General features: G+C 68.2%; 13 protein-coding genes. 5 read left to right on the top strand and 8 right to left on the bottom strand.

Annotated features, from left to right (window positions below; all coding sequences use genetic code 11):
• Window positions 1-33 precede the first annotated feature (33 nt).
• The 5 genes from ACJ8AN_RS05935 to ACJ8AN_RS05955 form a co-directional block, all read right to left on the bottom strand.
• Entirely contained in the window at window positions 34-1,728 is a 1,695-nt protein-coding gene (locus tag ACJ8AN_RS05935) for a kelch repeat-containing protein (RefSeq protein WP_407754256.1), read from the bottom strand.
• Window positions 1,729-2,147: 419 nt separating this feature from the next.
• Complete coding sequence (locus ACJ8AN_RS05940; protein WP_407754257.1) at window positions 2,148-3,398, bottom strand: hypothetical protein; 1,251 nt, start codon at window positions 3,396-3,398, stop codon at window positions 2,148-2,150.
• An 87-nt stretch (window positions 3,399-3,485) separates the two neighbouring features.
• A complete protein-coding gene (locus ACJ8AN_RS05945) occupies window positions 3,486-5,003 on the bottom strand; it encodes a transglutaminase-like domain-containing protein (protein WP_407754355.1) in 1,518 nt (505 codons plus the stop codon).
• 39 nt (window positions 5,004-5,042) lie between these two features.
• Window positions 5,043-5,426, bottom strand: coding sequence for a GNAT family N-acetyltransferase (locus ACJ8AN_RS05950; protein WP_407754258.1), 384 nt, complete (start codon window positions 5,424-5,426; stop codon window positions 5,043-5,045).
• A complete protein-coding gene (locus ACJ8AN_RS05955; RefSeq protein ID WP_407754259.1) occupies window positions 5,380-6,504 on the bottom strand; it encodes a D-alanine--D-alanine ligase in 1,125 nt (374 codons plus the stop codon). The genes ACJ8AN_RS05950 and ACJ8AN_RS05955 overlap by 47 nt, the downstream gene beginning before the upstream one ends.
• A 113-nt stretch (window positions 6,505-6,617) precedes the next feature.
• Between ACJ8AN_RS05955 and ACJ8AN_RS05960 the strand changes: the two genes are divergently transcribed.
• The 5 genes from ACJ8AN_RS05960 to ACJ8AN_RS05980 all read left to right on the top strand — a co-directional run bounded on the left by ACJ8AN_RS05960 (window position 6,618) and on the right by ACJ8AN_RS05980 (window position 12,723).
• Window positions 6,618-7,904 carry an HD domain-containing protein gene (locus ACJ8AN_RS05960; protein WP_407754260.1) on the top strand — a complete coding sequence of 429 codons (1,287 nt, stop codon included), beginning with the start codon at window positions 6,618-6,620 and terminating at the stop codon, window positions 7,902-7,904.
• On the top strand, window positions 7,901-9,415 hold the full coding sequence (locus ACJ8AN_RS05965; RefSeq protein ID WP_407754261.1) for an MBL fold metallo-hydrolase: 1,515 nt from the start codon (window positions 7,901-7,903) through the stop codon (window positions 9,413-9,415). The genes ACJ8AN_RS05960 and ACJ8AN_RS05965 overlap by 4 nt, the downstream gene beginning before the upstream one ends.
• 146 nt (window positions 9,416-9,561) lie before the next feature.
• Window positions 9,562-10,818: an ATP-binding protein gene (locus tag ACJ8AN_RS05970; protein ID WP_407754262.1), complete on the top strand. Its 1,257-nt coding sequence runs from the start codon at window positions 9,562-9,564 to the stop codon at window positions 10,816-10,818.
• A gap of 144 nt (window positions 10,819-10,962) precedes the next feature.
• Window positions 10,963-12,249, top strand: a complete 1,287-nt coding sequence (locus ACJ8AN_RS05975; protein ID WP_407754263.1) for a sensor histidine kinase — start codon at window positions 10,963-10,965, stop codon at window positions 12,247-12,249.
• A 6-nt stretch (window positions 12,250-12,255) separates the two neighbouring features.
• Complete coding sequence (locus ACJ8AN_RS05980; protein WP_407754264.1) at window positions 12,256-12,723, top strand: response regulator; 468 nt, start codon at window positions 12,256-12,258, stop codon at window positions 12,721-12,723.
• 21 nt (window positions 12,724-12,744) lie between these two features.
• Here ACJ8AN_RS05980 and ACJ8AN_RS05985 read toward each other — a convergent pair whose 3' ends face one another.
• The 3 genes from ACJ8AN_RS05985 to ACJ8AN_RS05995 all read right to left on the bottom strand — a co-directional run bounded on the left by ACJ8AN_RS05985 (window position 12,745) and on the right by ACJ8AN_RS05995 (window position 15,989).
• Window positions 12,745-14,601, bottom strand: coding sequence for a cytochrome c/FTR1 family iron permease (locus tag ACJ8AN_RS05985; RefSeq protein WP_407754265.1), 1,857 nt, complete (start codon window positions 14,599-14,601; stop codon window positions 12,745-12,747).
• Between the two features lie 120 nt (window positions 14,602-14,721).
• Entirely contained in the window at window positions 14,722-15,198 is a 477-nt protein-coding gene (locus ACJ8AN_RS05990; protein ID WP_407754266.1) for a dihydrofolate reductase, read from the bottom strand.
• Window positions 15,195-15,989 (bottom strand): thymidylate synthase, encoded by a 795-nt coding sequence (locus tag ACJ8AN_RS05995; protein WP_407754267.1) that lies wholly within the window; start codon window positions 15,987-15,989, stop codon window positions 15,195-15,197. Before ACJ8AN_RS05995 ends, ACJ8AN_RS05990 begins: the two co-directional genes overlap by 4 nt.
• Between the last annotated feature and the right edge of the window lie 65 nt (window positions 15,990-16,054).

Here is a 16,054-nt window from a genome sequence, read left to right on the forward strand (position 1 = left end):
CGTCAACCGCATTCTTTTCGGAGCAGAGAGGATTCAAGGCTCGTAAATCTCCGCCGTGGGATTGTTTGCCCATCCCGTTACCAGCACCTTGCCCGAGGGCAGCAGGGTGGCGGAATGACTAGCTCGAGCAGCGAGCATACTGATCGTGGGAGCCCAGGTTCCCGTCTGCGGGTCGTAGACCTCTGCGGAGGAGAGCAATCCATCCTTGTTCTGCCCACCTGCTACCAGCACCTTGCCCGAGGGCAGCAGGGTGGCAGTGTGATAGGCACGAGTCGTGGCCATATCACCACCAGTGGATGTCCATGTTCCAGTGATTGGGTCGTACACCTCCGCCGTGGCGAGATAGAGGTTGTTGGTGACTCCACCAACAACCAGAACCTTTCCGGAGGACAGCAGTGTGGCGGTGTGGCCACTGCGATCGGCGACCATTCGTGGCGTGGATCTCCATGCTCCAGTCGCCGGGTTATACAAATCCGCTGTGCCATAACCCGCGACCAGCACCGTGCCAGAGTTGAGCAGGGTGGCGGTGTGACCGGAGCGTAAGGTGGTCATATTCCCAGCTGAGGACCAGGTTCCAGCAGCGGGATCGTAGGTCTCCGCTGCAGTCGGGTCACCACTGCCCCTGTATCCGCCCGTGACCAGCACTTTGCCCGAGGGCAGCAAGGTGGAGGTGTGGCGGTAACGGGCCGAAGCCATGCTACCCGTGGATGACCAGTTACCCGTAGCGGGGTCAAATATCTCCGCCGTTTGCAGGAAGGTGGTGCCATCGCTGGAGCCGCCCGTGACCAGTACCTTGCCCGAATTGAGCAGGGTTGCTGTGTGATAGGCGCGAGCGAACACCATGCTACTGGTAGAAGACCATGTGCCGGTTGGACTGTACATCTCCGCCGTGGCGATGTTTGAGGCGCCGCCCGCGACCAGTACCTTGCCCGAATTGAGCAAGGTGGCAGTGTGGGCGGTACGACTGGAAACCATCGCGGGGGTCGAGAACCACTTCGGGCACGTGGCTGTGACGTTGAAGCTCGCACTCGTGGAGAGTCCCAATGCGTTGGTCACCGTCCCCGTGATGATGGCGGTAGTTTCTTTCGGGGACGAAGAGGTGCAGGCCGATGTCGCCCAGGTGACCTCGCTGCCAGTGGCCGTGCTCGTTGGAGTGCCGAGGCTTCCGGCATTGGAATGCCAGGAGAAGCCGAGCGCACTGTTCTGCGGGTCGCGCGCGGTGAGATGGAGCATGACTGTTTCTCCATCCGAAGTGACGGTGGCCGACTGCTGGGTCTCCGTGACCTCTGGCGATTGACATCTCGCCGTGATGCTGAAGCGCTTGGATGTGGAGAGGCCCAGTGCGTTGGTCACCGTGGCAGTGAGGGTCTCGGTGGTCACCGAGGGGGTGGAACCGCAGGTCGGTGCCGTCCAGGTCACCTCACTGGAGGTGTTGGTGCTCGTCTGGTTCCCGAGGACCCCCGCACTGGCTTCCCATGAAAAGCCGAGCGCGCTGTCCTGCGGGTCGCGCGCACTGATGCCGAGCGTGACACCCCCCCCACCTGGAACCGAGGTGGCCGTCTGGCGGGTCTCCGTCAATTCTGGCGGCTGCTTCTGGGGAGTGACTCCCGCATCCGTCTCATTACCAGGAACGTCCGTTTCGCCTGCCGGCTCTATCCCTGGCAGCTCGATACAGGCTTGTCCGAGGAGCGCCGAGACAATGAGCGGCAACAACAGCTTTGAACGCATGGCGAATGTCCTTTCAGAGCGCTCCACGCGGACTCAGCCCTGCGTGGGGGTTGTGAGCACGCGAGGTGAGTGGGCGGAGTGGAATGGTTGGAGCGCGGCCGCTCCAGGCTTGGCAATCCTGGGGCCAGGCGCATCGTCCGTCATCTCGCGACCTTGCGTGGCCTGGAGGCCGCAGATCGCGTCTCTGCACGTGTACGGTGTCCGCGCGGTGAGACGGAGGCCTGCGATACATCGGGTCAGCCAGGGCTGGAGCCACTCTTTCGGGGGCTCACCTCGCAAACGGGTTGACCGGGGCGCTTCGCTACGAACCTGCCTGAAGGGGAGGAACGAAGCTCATGGCCGGGCCCGGCCATGAGCTTGTCGTCTTGCCCGGAGCGAGCGGGGTTCATCTCGCCCGCTCCAGGCTGATGCTTCGAGGACTAGTAGAGCCGGACGTAGTCGGGCTGGTAGTCGCCGCCGAGGCGCAGGTTCACCATGTCCCACACCCTGAATCCGGAGATCGCCGGGCAGGTGCCCACGCCGCCGATGGCGCGCGCCTCACGGGAGTCCGTGCTGCCGCGCGGGCGCAGGACGATGCCGCTGAAGTAGACGATGGTACCCTTGTCATCCGGATCGAACGCGATCTCCGCCTTGTACCCCACGGACAGCGTGAGCCCGTCGGGGGAGATCTCCGTGGTGACCTGCTCCGACGCGTTGTTGTCGGCGATGTATCCGTTGAGCTTGCCCTGGGTGGTGTCGCTGTCCGGGTAGGAGATGCTGGCCGAAGCCGTCTGGCAGTCCACCGTCCCGGGGACGATTTCCACCGGGCGGTTGAAGGTGATGACGAGCTTGCCGTTCGCTCCCATCAGCTTGGTGTCGTCGTCCATGTTGGAGCGCACCGCGTAGAGCAGGTAGTCGATCGAGTCATCGGCCGACAGCGACATGCTCTGCTCGGGCTGGTTCACGCCGGCCACGATGTAGCCCTGGCCCGACAGCGTCTGCCCGTCCAGCGCATGGTTCAGCACGCCCTCGCACTTGTAGGTCGCACCGTTGACGAGTTGCGCGCCCGGGATGATCGCCACGCCATCATCGCCCGCGGTGGCGGTGACGGTGGTCGTGCCCGTGTTCACCGGCTCCAGGAAGTCGCCCTGGGTCTGCAGCGTGTTGCCGTTCGTCGCCAGGTACTGGCAGATGACCTGCGCCTTGGCCACCGGCTGGTTGTTGAAGCTCACGGCGAAGCGGTAGTCCGTCGTGTACCCCTTGGGGAACAGCCGGATGTTCCCCACGTACTGCGCGTGCTCCTGATCCGAGTCCAGGATGGGGTACTCGAGCTGCCCCACGAACCGCTCGTAGCCATCGGCCTGCGCGAAGAGGGGAATCTCCATCCCCTCCGGGATGCCGTCGATCTGGTAGCAGCCGTCCGCCTCGATGCCGTTGTCATCGTTCGCGTCGCCGCTGCCGCACGGCACCGCGCGACGGAACTCGCCGTCGATGACCGCGTACACCTGGTTCTTGCTGTCCTTGTCGTCGTCCAGGTTGTTCTTGCTGCCGTCCGCCTTGAAGAAGTTCATCCGCTGGCCGGTCTGGCCATCCACGATGAAGCCCACCAACCGGCCGCTGTTGGCCTCGTGCTCACAGCCCGCGAAGGCGAGCATCGAGACCACCAGGAACTTCTGCGTCAACTTGTTCATGAAACCCCCGTTACAATCGCCACAAAAGGCGGGGTTTCCTTAGTCGACTCGACAACTTCTTGCCAAGAGGGGCCCCCGGGAATCCCCCTACTTTACCTCGACAACCTTTAGAGCCCCAATCAATGGGGTGATTTCCGCGTTTTCCTCCAGGCCCACGCCGAAGTGGGTGGCATCCGCGACCACCTGGTTGAAGGTGGGGTCCATCTGGGTCCACTCGCCCACGAAGGCCTCCACCCACTCGTGCCAGTAGAGGGCCGGCACGCCATCCTGGTTCACCATGTAGATGACGCCGTCCACGCGCCGGGCGGGGATGCCGGAGGCGCGCAGCAGCGACACCGAGAGCAGCGAGTGCTCCGTGCAGTCGCCCTTGCGCTGGCGCAGCACGTCCGTGGCCCGGTCCGCGCTCGCCCCGTAGTCCTTCTGCAGGTTCGCCGCCACCCAGCTCACAATCTTCTTCGCCGCCGCGTAGGCGTCCTTCTCGTCTCCCACCACCTGGGCGGCCAGCTCACGGATTTGAGGGCTGTCGCTCTCGACGATGATGGAAGTCTTCAGGTTCCTGCCCCCCTCGGGGTCCGCGAGCGGCCGGGGCTTGAGCTTGCCGGGCTCGGGGGCCCGCGCCGACAGCGTCACCAGCACCCGCCCGTCCGCCTGGGCCTGGTACTTCTGCCGGTAGGTGTCGCGCTGGAACTGCGGCGGCAGGTTCTCCATCACCAGCTTCACCTCGCCGGGGATGGCATGCGCCTCGGGCGGCAGCGTCCTGGGCAGCACCACGCGCGTGAGGCCGAACACCTCCACCAGATCCAACCGCTTCGCCACCGCCTCGGGCTCGGCACGGGCCTTCATCGTCTGCCCGTACTCCAGCTCCAGCACCCGCCCGTCCTCCTCGGCCACATAGGCGGTGACGGGCACCTTCTCCTTCTCCGAGACGCTGACGGCCTTGCCCACCTTCACCTTCACCCCGCTCACCAGCCGCTCCTCGGCGGGCTGGTACGTGGTGGAGAGATTGTAGGTGCCCAGGTCCGTCCCATCCAGCGAGCTGCCGGCCACGTTCGCCCGGCGCAGCAGCGCCACGCGCACCTGGTCGGCGTCCTCCACCGTCTCGGTGGTGGGCGGCAGGCTCACCGTCTCGTCCGGCATGCCGGGCCGCTTGCGCACCACGCTGATGCCCGTGGGCGTGGCGGTGCCCACCAGCGTCTGCGTGCCGCCGTCCCCGCGCTGCTCGATGGTGAAGGCCACCAGCCTCCCGCCGGGCCCGGCCTCGTAGATGCGCTCCTCCCGGTGGACGCGCTCGGACATCCGCGAGCCCACCTGCGCCTTGAAGTGCAGCTCGTTGATGCCGCGCACCCGGTCGTTCCGGCCTGGAATCAGCCCCAGGTCCTGGAAGACGTAGCCCACCTTCTTGTCCACCAGGTACAGCCCCAGGTACTCGCCGCCCTGGGGCCGGCGCGCCTCGAGCACGTCCGAGACGCGGGCCGGGGCCTGCTGCGTCTGGGCCTGTTGCGGGCTGGCCCGGGGCGCGGGCTCCTGCTGCTTCTTGCACTGCACGAGCGCCAGGCTCAGCAGCGCGGCGCCCAGCGTGGGGAGGGCTCTTCGGAAGGGTCGCATCACTCGCACCGCTCTCCGGCGCCGGGCGCCTGGAGTCTCTTAGAGTCGCTTGGAGAGCATGATGAGGTCGTCGCCGACCTTGTAGAAGTCGCGGATGCGCGCCTCCTCAGTGTACTTCATGGAGGCGTAGAAGCCGCGGGTGGGCCCGTAGGCCTCGGTGGCGCTCGTCTCCACGCGGATGAGCCGGGCCTTCTGACGGCGCAGGTCCGCCTCCATGCCCGAAATCAGCGAGGCGCCCACGCCCTGGCCTCGCACCGTGGGGTCGGAGGCAATCCAGTACAGGTCGTACGTGCCCTCGGTCATCGGCGTGGGGCCGTAGCAGATGTAGCCCACCAGGTTGCCGTCCCGGTCCGCGACGAGAATCGTGTAGTCGCGGTTATTCGGCTGAAGCGCGAGATCGACGAGCTCGATTGCGACCTCCACCTCTTCCGGCGAGAACGTTTCGATTTGACGGATCAGGGAGGCGAGCGACTCCCGGTCCTTTCCTTCGAGCGGTCGGATGTCCATGGGCTCTTTCTAGAGCAATCTCCACCAGCCTCGTGGCCAGGGCGGAGTAGTCGATTCCAGCCGCGCGAGCGGCCTTGGCGAATCCCGCGTCGGGGTGGAGATCGCAGTTGGGGTTGATGTCGATGACGTAGGGCACGCCCTCCGGAGTCACCCGGAGGTCCACGCGGCCGTAGTCCTGGCACTCGAGGGCGGCGAAGGCATCCATCGCCGTCTTCACCAGGCGCGCCTCCAGCACGGGGTCCTCCAGCAGGCAGGGCTCCGAGGGAGTGTTCTGGAAGTCGGGCGAGTCGGTCTCCCACTTGCCCGCGTAGGTGACGATGTTGGGCCGGTCCTCGAAGAGCTTGCCGAAGCGGATTTCCGTCAGCGGCAGTGCCCGGCGCGGAGTGTTGCCCAGCAGCGGCACGTAGATTTCCCGCCCGGGGATGAACTGCTCGATGAGGGCGGGCTGATGGAAGGTGCGCAGCACGGCCTCGACGGCGCGGCCCAGGCCGGCGCGGTCGTGCACCACCGAGTCGCTCGTAATCCCCACGCTGGCGTCCTCGCGCGCGGGCTTGACGATGAGCGGGAAGGGCAGGTCCACCAGGCCCACGTCCTCGAGCCGGTCCACCCGCGCGAAGCCCGGCGTGGAGACGCCGCGCGCCTTGAGCAACTCCTTGGCCTTGTCCTTGTGCAGGGCCAGGGCCAGCGAGAGCGCCGGCGAGCCGGTGTAGGGCAGCCCGAGCATGTCCAGCAGGCAGGGGATGATGATCTCCCCGCGGGCGTCGGCGGCCACGGACTCGCAGAGGTTGATGACCAGGTCGGGCTGCATCCGGGCGAGCAGGTCCACGAACTCCAGCCGGGAGCCCTCGACGGCGAGGGGCTCGGCATGGGTGTCGCCGCGGGAGAGGGCCTCGGACAGGGCGGAGGCCACGCGCATCACGTCCTCTCGCGCCTCCCGACCCGGGTCGTCCTCCAACAGCTCATGGTCTCGGTTGTACAGGATGGCGATGTGCATGCGTGGTGCGGAGTGCGGCGGCAGGGTTAGCACGTCCCCCCGGGGGATGACAGTCCACATATGGCCCGTTTGGCTGGCCGCCGAGCAGTTCCCGGAAGTATGAGAGGAGAACCATGCGGATTCGCGACTCCATCCACGGCACCATCGATGTGAGTGGTGAGGAGAAGGCCGTCATCGACAGCCGCTTCTACCAGCGGCTGCGCCACGTGCGGCAGCTGGGCTTCGGCGACCTGGCCTTCCCAGGGGCCACCCATACCCGGCACGCCCACTCGCTCGGCGCGATGCATGTCGCTTCACGGGTGTTCCAGGCTGTAGCGGGCCGCTCCAGCCTCCCCGCCGACGTCCGGGAGCGCTTCAGTGCCGCGGTGCGTCTGGCCGTGCTGTGCCACGACCTGGGGCACATGCCGCTGTCCCACGCCTCCGAGCGCATCGCTCCCATGCGCGCCACCCTGCGGCTGCCTTCCTGGTTGGATGCCGTGGCGGAGGGCGAGCAGGCGACGCACGAGGACTTCACCGCCAAGCTCCTGTTGGACAGCTCCCTCACCCGCATCATCGAGGAGCGGTACGCACCCCAGGGCATCACCCCCTCGGCGGCGGTGGGGCTCATCACCGGGGCGCGGCCTCCGCAGGACCCGGGCTTCTCGCACGCGGGGGTGGACTGGACGCCCTTCCTGCGCGCCATCGTCTCCGGCGAGCTCGACGCGGACCGGATGGACTACCTCGTCCGGGACTCCTTCTATACGGGAGTCAACTATGGCCGGTACGACATGGATTGGATCATCTCCAACCTGAACCCGGCGGTGAAGGAGGGGCGCGCCTACCTCGCGCTGAGCCGGGCGGCGGCGTTCGCCTTCGAGGACTTCCTCCTCAGCCGCTACCACATGTTCGTCTCCGTCTACTACCACCACACCTCGGTGAACTTCGACTACATGCTGCGGCGCTACTACGAGGAGGCGCCCGGCGAGTTCGAGATTCCCTCCGATCCCGAGGCCTTCCTCGGCTGCGACGACGTGGAGCTCTGGTACACGCTGCGGCGCTCGAAGAACCGGTGGGCCCAGCGCATCTCCACGCGCCAGGGCTTCAAGCTGCTCGCGCAGTTCACCGAGCGGGACGTGGGCTACGACCTCGAGGTGCTGCGCAGCGCCCTGGTGACGGGCGGCTTCGAGCACTTCACGGTGGAGTCCAAGGGCGTGCTCTCCAAGTACTTCTCGGAGGGCTCGGGCCCGAGTCTCTTCATCGTCGACGTGTCCACCGGCCGGCTGACGGAGGTGGCGCGCTACACCCCGCTCTACCAGCGCTACAGCGGCGCGGTGCGGCTGTCGCGCCTGTACGTGCGGCCGGATCAAATCGAGGACGCGCGCAACATGATGGCGCGGCTGTTGGGACAGGTGCAGACATGAGCGAAGCGCTTCCCGGAATGCCTCCGCCGCCCCCCGTCGCGGCGACGAGGCCCGCGTCGGTGGTGGTGCCGTACCGCAGGACGCCCGGGGGCGTGGAGGTCTTCTGGGTGAAGCGAGAGAAGGCACTCGCGTTCGCCGGGGGCTTCTACGCGTTTCCCGGCGGCAAGGTGGACAAGACGGACGTGCTGGTGCCGATGCGAGGGGCCTCGGGGCAGGAGGCGGCGCTACGGGTGGCGGCGGCGCGCGAGCTCTTCGAGGAGGCCGGGGTGCTGGTGGCCGAGCGCGCCGGGTGGCTGGCTCCCGAGGTGGTGCGGGAGCTGCGCCGCGAGCTGCTGGAGAAGCGGGCCACGTGGACGGAGCTGCTCCAGAGGCACGGCCTGTCGCTGCGGGCGGAGGACTTCCCGGACGCCGGGCGGTGGGTGACGCCCGAGTTCGCGCCCGTGCGCTTCGACACCTTCTTCTACCTGGTGGAGGCACCGGCCCACGCCCTGGCGGAGTGGTGGCCCGGAGAGCTGGCGGAGGCGGCGTGGGTGAAGCCGGCCGAGGCGCTCGCGCGGTGGGAGCAGGGCACGGCGCTGCTGCACCCGCCCGCCCTGCACGTGCTGCGGGTGATGGCGCGCTTCGACACGCCGGAGCGGGCCCTGGCGGCCCTGCGCGAGCAGCCGCACTGCCCGGACTTCATCGCGCAGCGCATCGAGTTCCAGCAGGGCGTGCGGGTGTTCCCGCTGCGCACGGCGACGCTGCCGCCGGCCACGCACACCAACGCGTACGTGCTGGGCAACGGCGAGCTGCTCATCGTGGATCCGGGCGCGGACGACGAGGCCGAGGTGTTCCGGCTGCTGACGATGGTGGAGGCGCTGGTGGGGGAGGGGGCCCGCGTCAAGGCGGTGCTGCTCACGCACCACCATGGAGACCACGTGGGAGGGGCACGCGCGGTGAAGGAGCGGCTGGGCGTGCCGCTGTGGTGCCACGCGCGGACGGCGGACCGGCTGGACGTGCCGGCGGACCGGCTGCTGGAGGACGGCGAGGTGCTGGAGCTGGCGGGGACTCCGCCGCAGCGCTGGCGGGTGCTGTACACGCCGGGCCATGCGCGGGGCCATGTGTGTCTGGTGGATGAGCGGACGCACGCGGCGGTGGTGGGCGACATGGTGGCGGGCGTCGGCACCATCGTCATCGACCCGCCCGAGGGCGACATGGGCGAGTACCTCCGGCAGCTCGCGCGGCTGCGGGACTGGCCAGTGACGACGCTGCACCCGGCGCACGGGTCGGCCATCCCCGACGGGCCGGGCAAGCTCCAGGAGTACCTGGACCACCGCGCGGCACGCGAGGCACGCATCGTGGAGGCCGTGCCCGCGGACGGCGCGACGCTCGCCCAGGTGGTGGAGCGCGCGTACGCGGAGACCCCGCCCTTCCTCTACCCCGTGGCGGAGCGGAGCGCACTCGCGGTGCTGCTCAAGCTGGTGGAGGAGGGCCGGATGCGCGAGGACTCCGGCCACTACTTCCCGGTCTGAACCCCGGCCGCGACTTCCCCGGATCCAAGCGCTCTGTCACTGGCAATACAGAGCAGGGGGACCCCGCGGCGCCTCGCGAGGTGCCGCCGGTATCGTTCCCTTTCGTTCTCACCACGACTCGGACACGAAGCTCACTGGGGGGATTCTTGGAACCGCGTCAGCCCACCGCCACCAGGGCGCCAGCTCGGGACACGACTGTCGAGGAACTGCTGGGGATGATCTCCCGGCTGGCGGCCAACGAGCCCCATCCCCGGTGCCGGCCGGGGGAGGGCCCCCTGGCGCCGGTGGCCCTGGCCCTCAATGAGCTGTCCGCCCGGCTCGAGGCGCGCCGCACGAGCTCCCACGAGCTGTTCGGCCTCGAGACGCTCGTCGCCCAGTCGCCCGTCATGATGATCTCGGTCGACGCCGACGAGCGCATCCGCTTCATGAACTACACCCTGCCGGGGTTGTCCCTCTCGGAGGTGGTGGGCAGGCGCCTCTACGACTTCACCGCGCCCGAGCAGGTGGAGGTCATCAAGTCCAATGTCCGTGCGGTGCTCGAGACCGGGGAGTCCCGGAGCTACGAGGTCCGCTCCCCGCTCCCCATCGGCCCCGAGTGGTACGGCGCGAAGGTGGCGCCCATCCGGTCCGAGGGCCAGGTCGTCGGCTGCACGCTGAGCCTGATGGACATCACCGACCTCAAGAAGACCCAGTTCCGCCTGGAGCGCTCCAACCAGGCCCTGGATGGCTTCGCCTCCGTGGCCTCGCACGACCTGCAGGAGCCGCTGCGGAAGATCCAGACCTTGAGCGATCGCCTGAGGACGACGTGCGCCGACTCGCTCGGTGCCGAGGGGCGCGATTACCTCGAGCGGATGAACAACGCCGCGGTGCGCATGCGCGCGCTCATCGATGACCTGCTCTCCTTCTCCCGCGTCTCCTCGAGGGCCCAGCCCTTCGAGCAGGTGGACCTCCAGCAGATCGCCCGCGAGGTGCTGGACGACCTGGAGACGGTCACCGAGCAGACGCGAGCGTCGATTTCAGTCGGAGCGCTGCCCGTGCTGGAGGCGGACCCGATGCAGATGCGGCAACTGCTCCAGAACCTCTTGAGCAACGCCCTCAAGTTCCGCCGCGACGACGTGGCGCCGTGCATCTGCATCCAGGGCACGGTCGATGCCGGGAAACAGCAACTCCAACTGCGGGTGGAGGACAACGGCATCGGCTTCGACGAGAAGTACCAGGAGCGCATCTTCGCCCTGTTCCAGCGCCTGCACGGGCGGAGCAAGTACGAGGGGACGGGGATCGGCCTCTCCATCTGCCGGAAGATCGCCGAGCGGCACGGGGGGAGCATCCTCGCGCGGAGCACCCCCGGGCAGGGCTCGACCTTCATCGTCACGTTGCCGCTCGAACAGCGCGGGCCCGTCTGAGGCGCGGCGCCCGGGTGCTCCGGCCCACGAAGCTCGCACGCTGGGGAGTCGAGGGCCACGTGCACCCTCCAGCCGTTACTTCCCGGCTCGAGCGGTGTTGCTATAGCCTGGAGAGCCACCACGTCAGTGCCTTGGGGAACACGCTTGAGCAAGAACCACAGGGGCGATGGGAAGACCCCTTCGACGGACGAGGCTTCTGGCGCGGAATTGCCCCGCGGGTCCACCCTCGATGGGTTGGTGGACGTGGTCAAACGGCTGAGGGCCAATGAGCCCCACGTCCGGTGCCAGGCGGTCGAGGGGCCGCTCGCGCCGCTGGCGGCGGAGCTCGACAACCTCGCCATCACCCTCGATGCGCGCCGCACGGCGGCGGGTGACCTGTTCGGGGTCGAGGTGCTCGTCGCTCAGTCGCCCATCATGATGATGACGTGCGACGCCGACGAGCGGATCCGCTTCCTGAACTACAACGTGCCGGGGATGTCCCCCGCGGACGTGGTGGGCAAGAGCATCTATTTCGTGACCCTCCCGGAGGAGCACGAGCGGGTGCGCGGCCTGATCCGGCACGTGCTCACGACCGGTGAGCCCGTCGGCTATGAAATCCGCTCCTCGGTCCCCATGGGCCCCGAGTGGTTCGCGGTGAAGCTGGGGCCCATCCGCTCGGGCGAGCAGATCGTCGGCTTCACGCTGAGCATGGTGGACATCACCGACCTCAAGCGGACCCAGCTGCGCCTGGAGCAGTCCAACCGGGAGCTGGAGAACTTCGCCTCCGTGGCCTCGCACGACCTGCAGGAGCCGCTGCGGAAGATCCAGACCTTCAGCGAGCGCCTGACGGCCACGTGCGCCTCCGTGCTCAGCCCCGAGGGCCGCGACTACCTCGAGCGGATGAGCAACGCCGCGGCGCGCATGCGCACGCTCATCGACGACCTGCTCGCCTACTCGCGCATCTCGTCGAGGGCGCAACCCTTCGTCCGCGTGAACCTCCAGCAGCTCGCCCTCGAGGTGGTGGATGACCTGGAGCTGGCCATCGCTCAGGCGGGCGCGGCCGTCACGGTCGGCGAGCTGCCCACGGTGGAGGCGGACCCGGCGCAGATGCGGCAGCTGCTCCAGAACCTCTTGAGCAACGCCCTCAAGTTCCACCGGGAAGGCGTGCCGCCATCCATCTCCATCCAAGGCGGGCTCGATGCCGAGGGCCGGCTGGCCGAGCTGCGGGTGGAGGACAACGGCATCGGCTTCGAGGTGAAGTACCTGGATCGCATCTTCGCCCTGTTCCAGCGCCTGCACGGGCGGGGCAAGTACGAGGGGACGGGGATTGGCCTCGCCATCTGCCGGAAGATCGCCGAGCGGCACGGGGGGAGCATCGATGCGCGGAGCACCCCCGGACAGGGCTCGACCTTCATCGTCACGTTGCCGCTCAAGCAGAACCCGTCGAGGTGAGGCGCCATGGACCCCCGCAAGCCCGTCACCCTCCTGATGGCCGACGATGATGAGGACGACCGGGACTTCGCCCTCAAGGCCCTGCAGGAGAACCGGCTCATGAACGAGCTCCGGTTCGTCGAGGATGGGGAGGAGCTGCTCGACTACCTGTACCAGCGCGGGCGCTACTCGGACCCGAAGAGCGCTCCGCGTCCGGGGCTCATCCTCCTGGACCTGAACATGCCCCGCATGGACGGGCGCGAGGCGCTGCGCGAAATCAAGGGCGACCCGGCGCTGCGGCAGATTCCCGTGGTGGTGCTGACCACCTCGAAGGCCGAGAAGGACATCCTGCGCAGCTACGACCTGGGCGCCAACTGCTTCATCTCCAAGCCGGTGACCTTCGAGGGGCTCGTCGAGGTGATGAGGGTGCTGAACATGCACTGGCTGCAGCTCGTCGAGCTGCCTCCGGTGGTGACGCCGCCCCCGAAGGGCTGAGCGGGGGGGGATCCCCGGGCCTCAGCCCTGGGAGGACGCGTCCGCCAGCCGCGTGGTGCCCCCGCGGCGCCGCTTGATGAAGAGCAGGATGAGCGGGATGGCCGTCAGCACCGCCTGAGGGATGAGCGACATGGCATCTGGGAAGATGCCGAGCGGCTCGAGGGTGACGAAGGGGATGGGCTTGAGCGGCACCAGGGCCACCTCCTGCAGGGCGTGCAGCGCCTTGCCGAGCAGGATGATGGCGGTGACCACCAGCAGCACCGTGGACGCCTTGAAGAGCGTCTTCATGGGCAGCTTGTAGCCCACGCGGTTGACGAAGAGCACCAGCGCGGTGAGGGCCACGGCGCCCGCCGCGCAGCCCCACATCACCCCCGAGGGCGAGTCCAGCGTGAGGCCCTGCAGGAAGATGGCCGTCTCCACGCTCTCGCGCAGCGCCGAGGTGAAGGCGATGCCGAACAGGCCCGCCATGCTCCCGCGGCCCAACGCCCCCTGCATCTTCTCGCGCAGCTCGCCCATGAACTTGCTCATGTTGGCGCGCGCGTTGAGCCACAGCGCCGCGTACAGCAGCATGCCCACGGCCACCAGCCCGGCGAAGCCCTCGAGCATCTCGCGGTTGGCCCCGCCCAGCAGGTGCCGCCCGAAGATGAAGAGCACCGCGCCCAGCACCAGCGCGGAGGTCCACCCGGCGTGCACCACGCGCGCCGACGTGGTCGCGTTCATCTTGCGCAGCATCGCCAGCAGCGCCGCGACGATGACCGTGGCCTCGAAGCCCTCGCGCAGCAGGATGAGCAGCGTGAGCCACATCACCGAGATGAAGCTCGCCGCGTTGCCGCTGTTGCGGCGCGCCTCGTCCAGCAGCGACAGGAGGATGCGGCCCTCGTCCTGCAGGTGCGGGCTCTTCTTCTCGGCGGCCAGCCGCGTGTCCAGGAAGGCCTTCTCCAGCTTCCCCACCAGCTCCGGGTCGCGGGCGCGCAGCACGGCCTCCACCGGCTCCACCCCGTTGAGGTACGCGTCCAGCAGCGCGTTGCGCGCACCCACCGAGTCCCCACTCGCGCCCAGCTTCAGCGCCTGCTCCACGTGGTCGCGCGCCGTCACCAGGCCGCGCTCCTCGTCCACGTCGGGCATCTTGCGGCGCAGGCACGCGAGGTTCCCCTGCCCATGGGCCTGGAGGAGGTCCGCGTCCGTGGAGTTGGCCAGCTTCTCGAGCGAGACGCGCGGCGGGTTGTCCTCGCACGCGGGCTGGCGCAGGGTGAAGACGTAGAAGGCGACGGCCCAGCGCTCCTCCTCGGAGAGGGTGGGGAAGCCGGGCATGGCCGTGCCCGTCACGCCGAAGCTCGTGGTGTTGAAGGCCTTGTACGGGGTGAGCCCCTCCATCACCTCCGCGTCCTGGAAGTTGGTGGGGTGCGGCTCCATCGTGTGGGCGATGGGCACCTGCGCGCGTCCGTCCGGGCCGTGGCACGCCGCGCAGCTCTGCTGGAACACCTGCGCGCCCTTCACCAGGTCCGGCACGCTGTGAGGGCTGCGCGCCAGGCCCCCGGCGAGCACCAGGTCCTCCACGAGCGCCGCGCAGTCACGGCTGACGCCCTCGGGGTCCTCGCCCTTGTCCACGCGCGCCTTGATGTCCTGGAGCCGCGTGAGGAAGCCCTCGCCGCGAGGCCCCATGTCCCGGGCCGCGTCCGTGGCCTCGGCGATGAAGCTGCGCTGCTCGGCCAGCTCGAAGTCCGACTTCGAGGCGACGGCGTTCGGATAGTCCGCCTGCAGGTACTGGAGGATGCCCACCAGCCGGTGCCAGGTGCGCCCATCGGACGCGCCCTCATCGGCGGCGGCCAGGGGCGCCGCGAGCAGCAGGGACAGGAGCAGGAGGCCAGAGCGTTTCACGCAGCCACCTCTACCAGCCCCCGACCTCAATTTCAATTTTGAGAATCAAAATCAAAAAGGACGCGGAGATGGGGCGTCCGGTAGCGGGCGGAAGGGCAGGGCCTTCCGCTTCCACCGCCTCTACCGCTTGTAGGTGAGGAAGGTGAAGGGCGGCTCGGTGGCGGTGGCCGGGTGGTGCTCCTCCTCGACGAGCCTCCAGCCGGACAGGTCCATCTCGGGGAAGAAGGTGTCGCCCTCGTAGTCGCGCTCTATCCGCGTGAGGTACAGCCGCCGCACGCGCCCCAGCGTCTGCTGGTAGAGATCCGCGCCCCCGGCGATGAAGACCTCGCCGCCGCGCGCCAGCTCCAGCGCCTGCTCCAGCGAGTGCGCCACCTGCACGCCCTCGGGCGCGTAGTCCTTCTGGCGCGTGAGCACCACCATCGTCCTGCCCGGCAGCGGCCGGCCGATGGACTCGTACGTCTTGCGGCCCATGACGAGCGTGTGCCCCATCGTGAGCTGCTTGAAGCGCTTGAGGTCCGCCGGCAGGCGCCAGGGCAGGGTGTTGTCCTTGCCGATGCACCGGTTGGCGGCCATCGCCACGATGGCGGCGAGCCTCATACCGCCACCGGCGCCTTGATGGCGGGATGCGGCTCGTAGCTGCTCAGCGTGAAGTCCTCGTACTTGAAGCCGAAGAGCGAGCGGACCTCAGGATTGAGCGTCATCTTCGGCGGCGGGCGCGGCTCGCGCTTCAGTTGCTCGCGGGCCTGCTCCACGTGGTTGAGGTACAGGTGCGCGTCGCCCGTGGTGTGGATGAACTCGTGCGCCTGGAGCCCCGTCACCTGCGCCACCATCATCGTCAGCAGCGCGTAGGACGCGATGTTGAAGGGCAGCCCGAGGAAGATGTCCGCGCTGCGCTGGTAGAGCTGGCAGGAGAGCCGGCCCTCCGCCACGTAGAACTGGAAGAGGATGTGGCAGGGCGGCAGCTTCATCGCGTCCAGGTCCGCCACGTTCCACGCGCTGATGATGTGCCGCCGCGAGTCCGGGTTCTTCTTCAGCTGCTCGACGAGCTGGCTCATCTGGTCGATGGAGCCGCCGTCGGGCCTGGACCACGAGCGCCACTGGTGCCCGTAGATGGGGCCGAGGTTGCCGTTCGTGTCCGCCCACTCGTCCCAGATGGTGACGCCGTGCTTCCGCAGGTCGTGCACGTTCGTGCCGCCCGCGAGCATCCACAAGAGCTCGTGGATGATGGACTTGAGGTGCAGCTTCTTCGTCGTCACCAGCGGGAACCCCTGCGTCAGGTCGAACCGCATCTGATGGCCGAAGATGCTCAGCGTGCCGGTGCCGGTCCGGTCACTCTTCTTCGTCCCATGGTGGAGAACGTGCTCGAGCAGGGCGAGGTACTGTTTCATGGTGTCGGATCGATCACCCGGCTCATGGCCGAGCGCAAAGCGGGGAGCGGCTTCTAGCCCAGGAG

It is taken from the genome of Archangium sp. (assembly GCF_045802675.1).
Classification (GTDB): domain Bacteria; phylum Myxococcota; class Myxococcia; order Myxococcales; family Myxococcaceae; genus Archangium.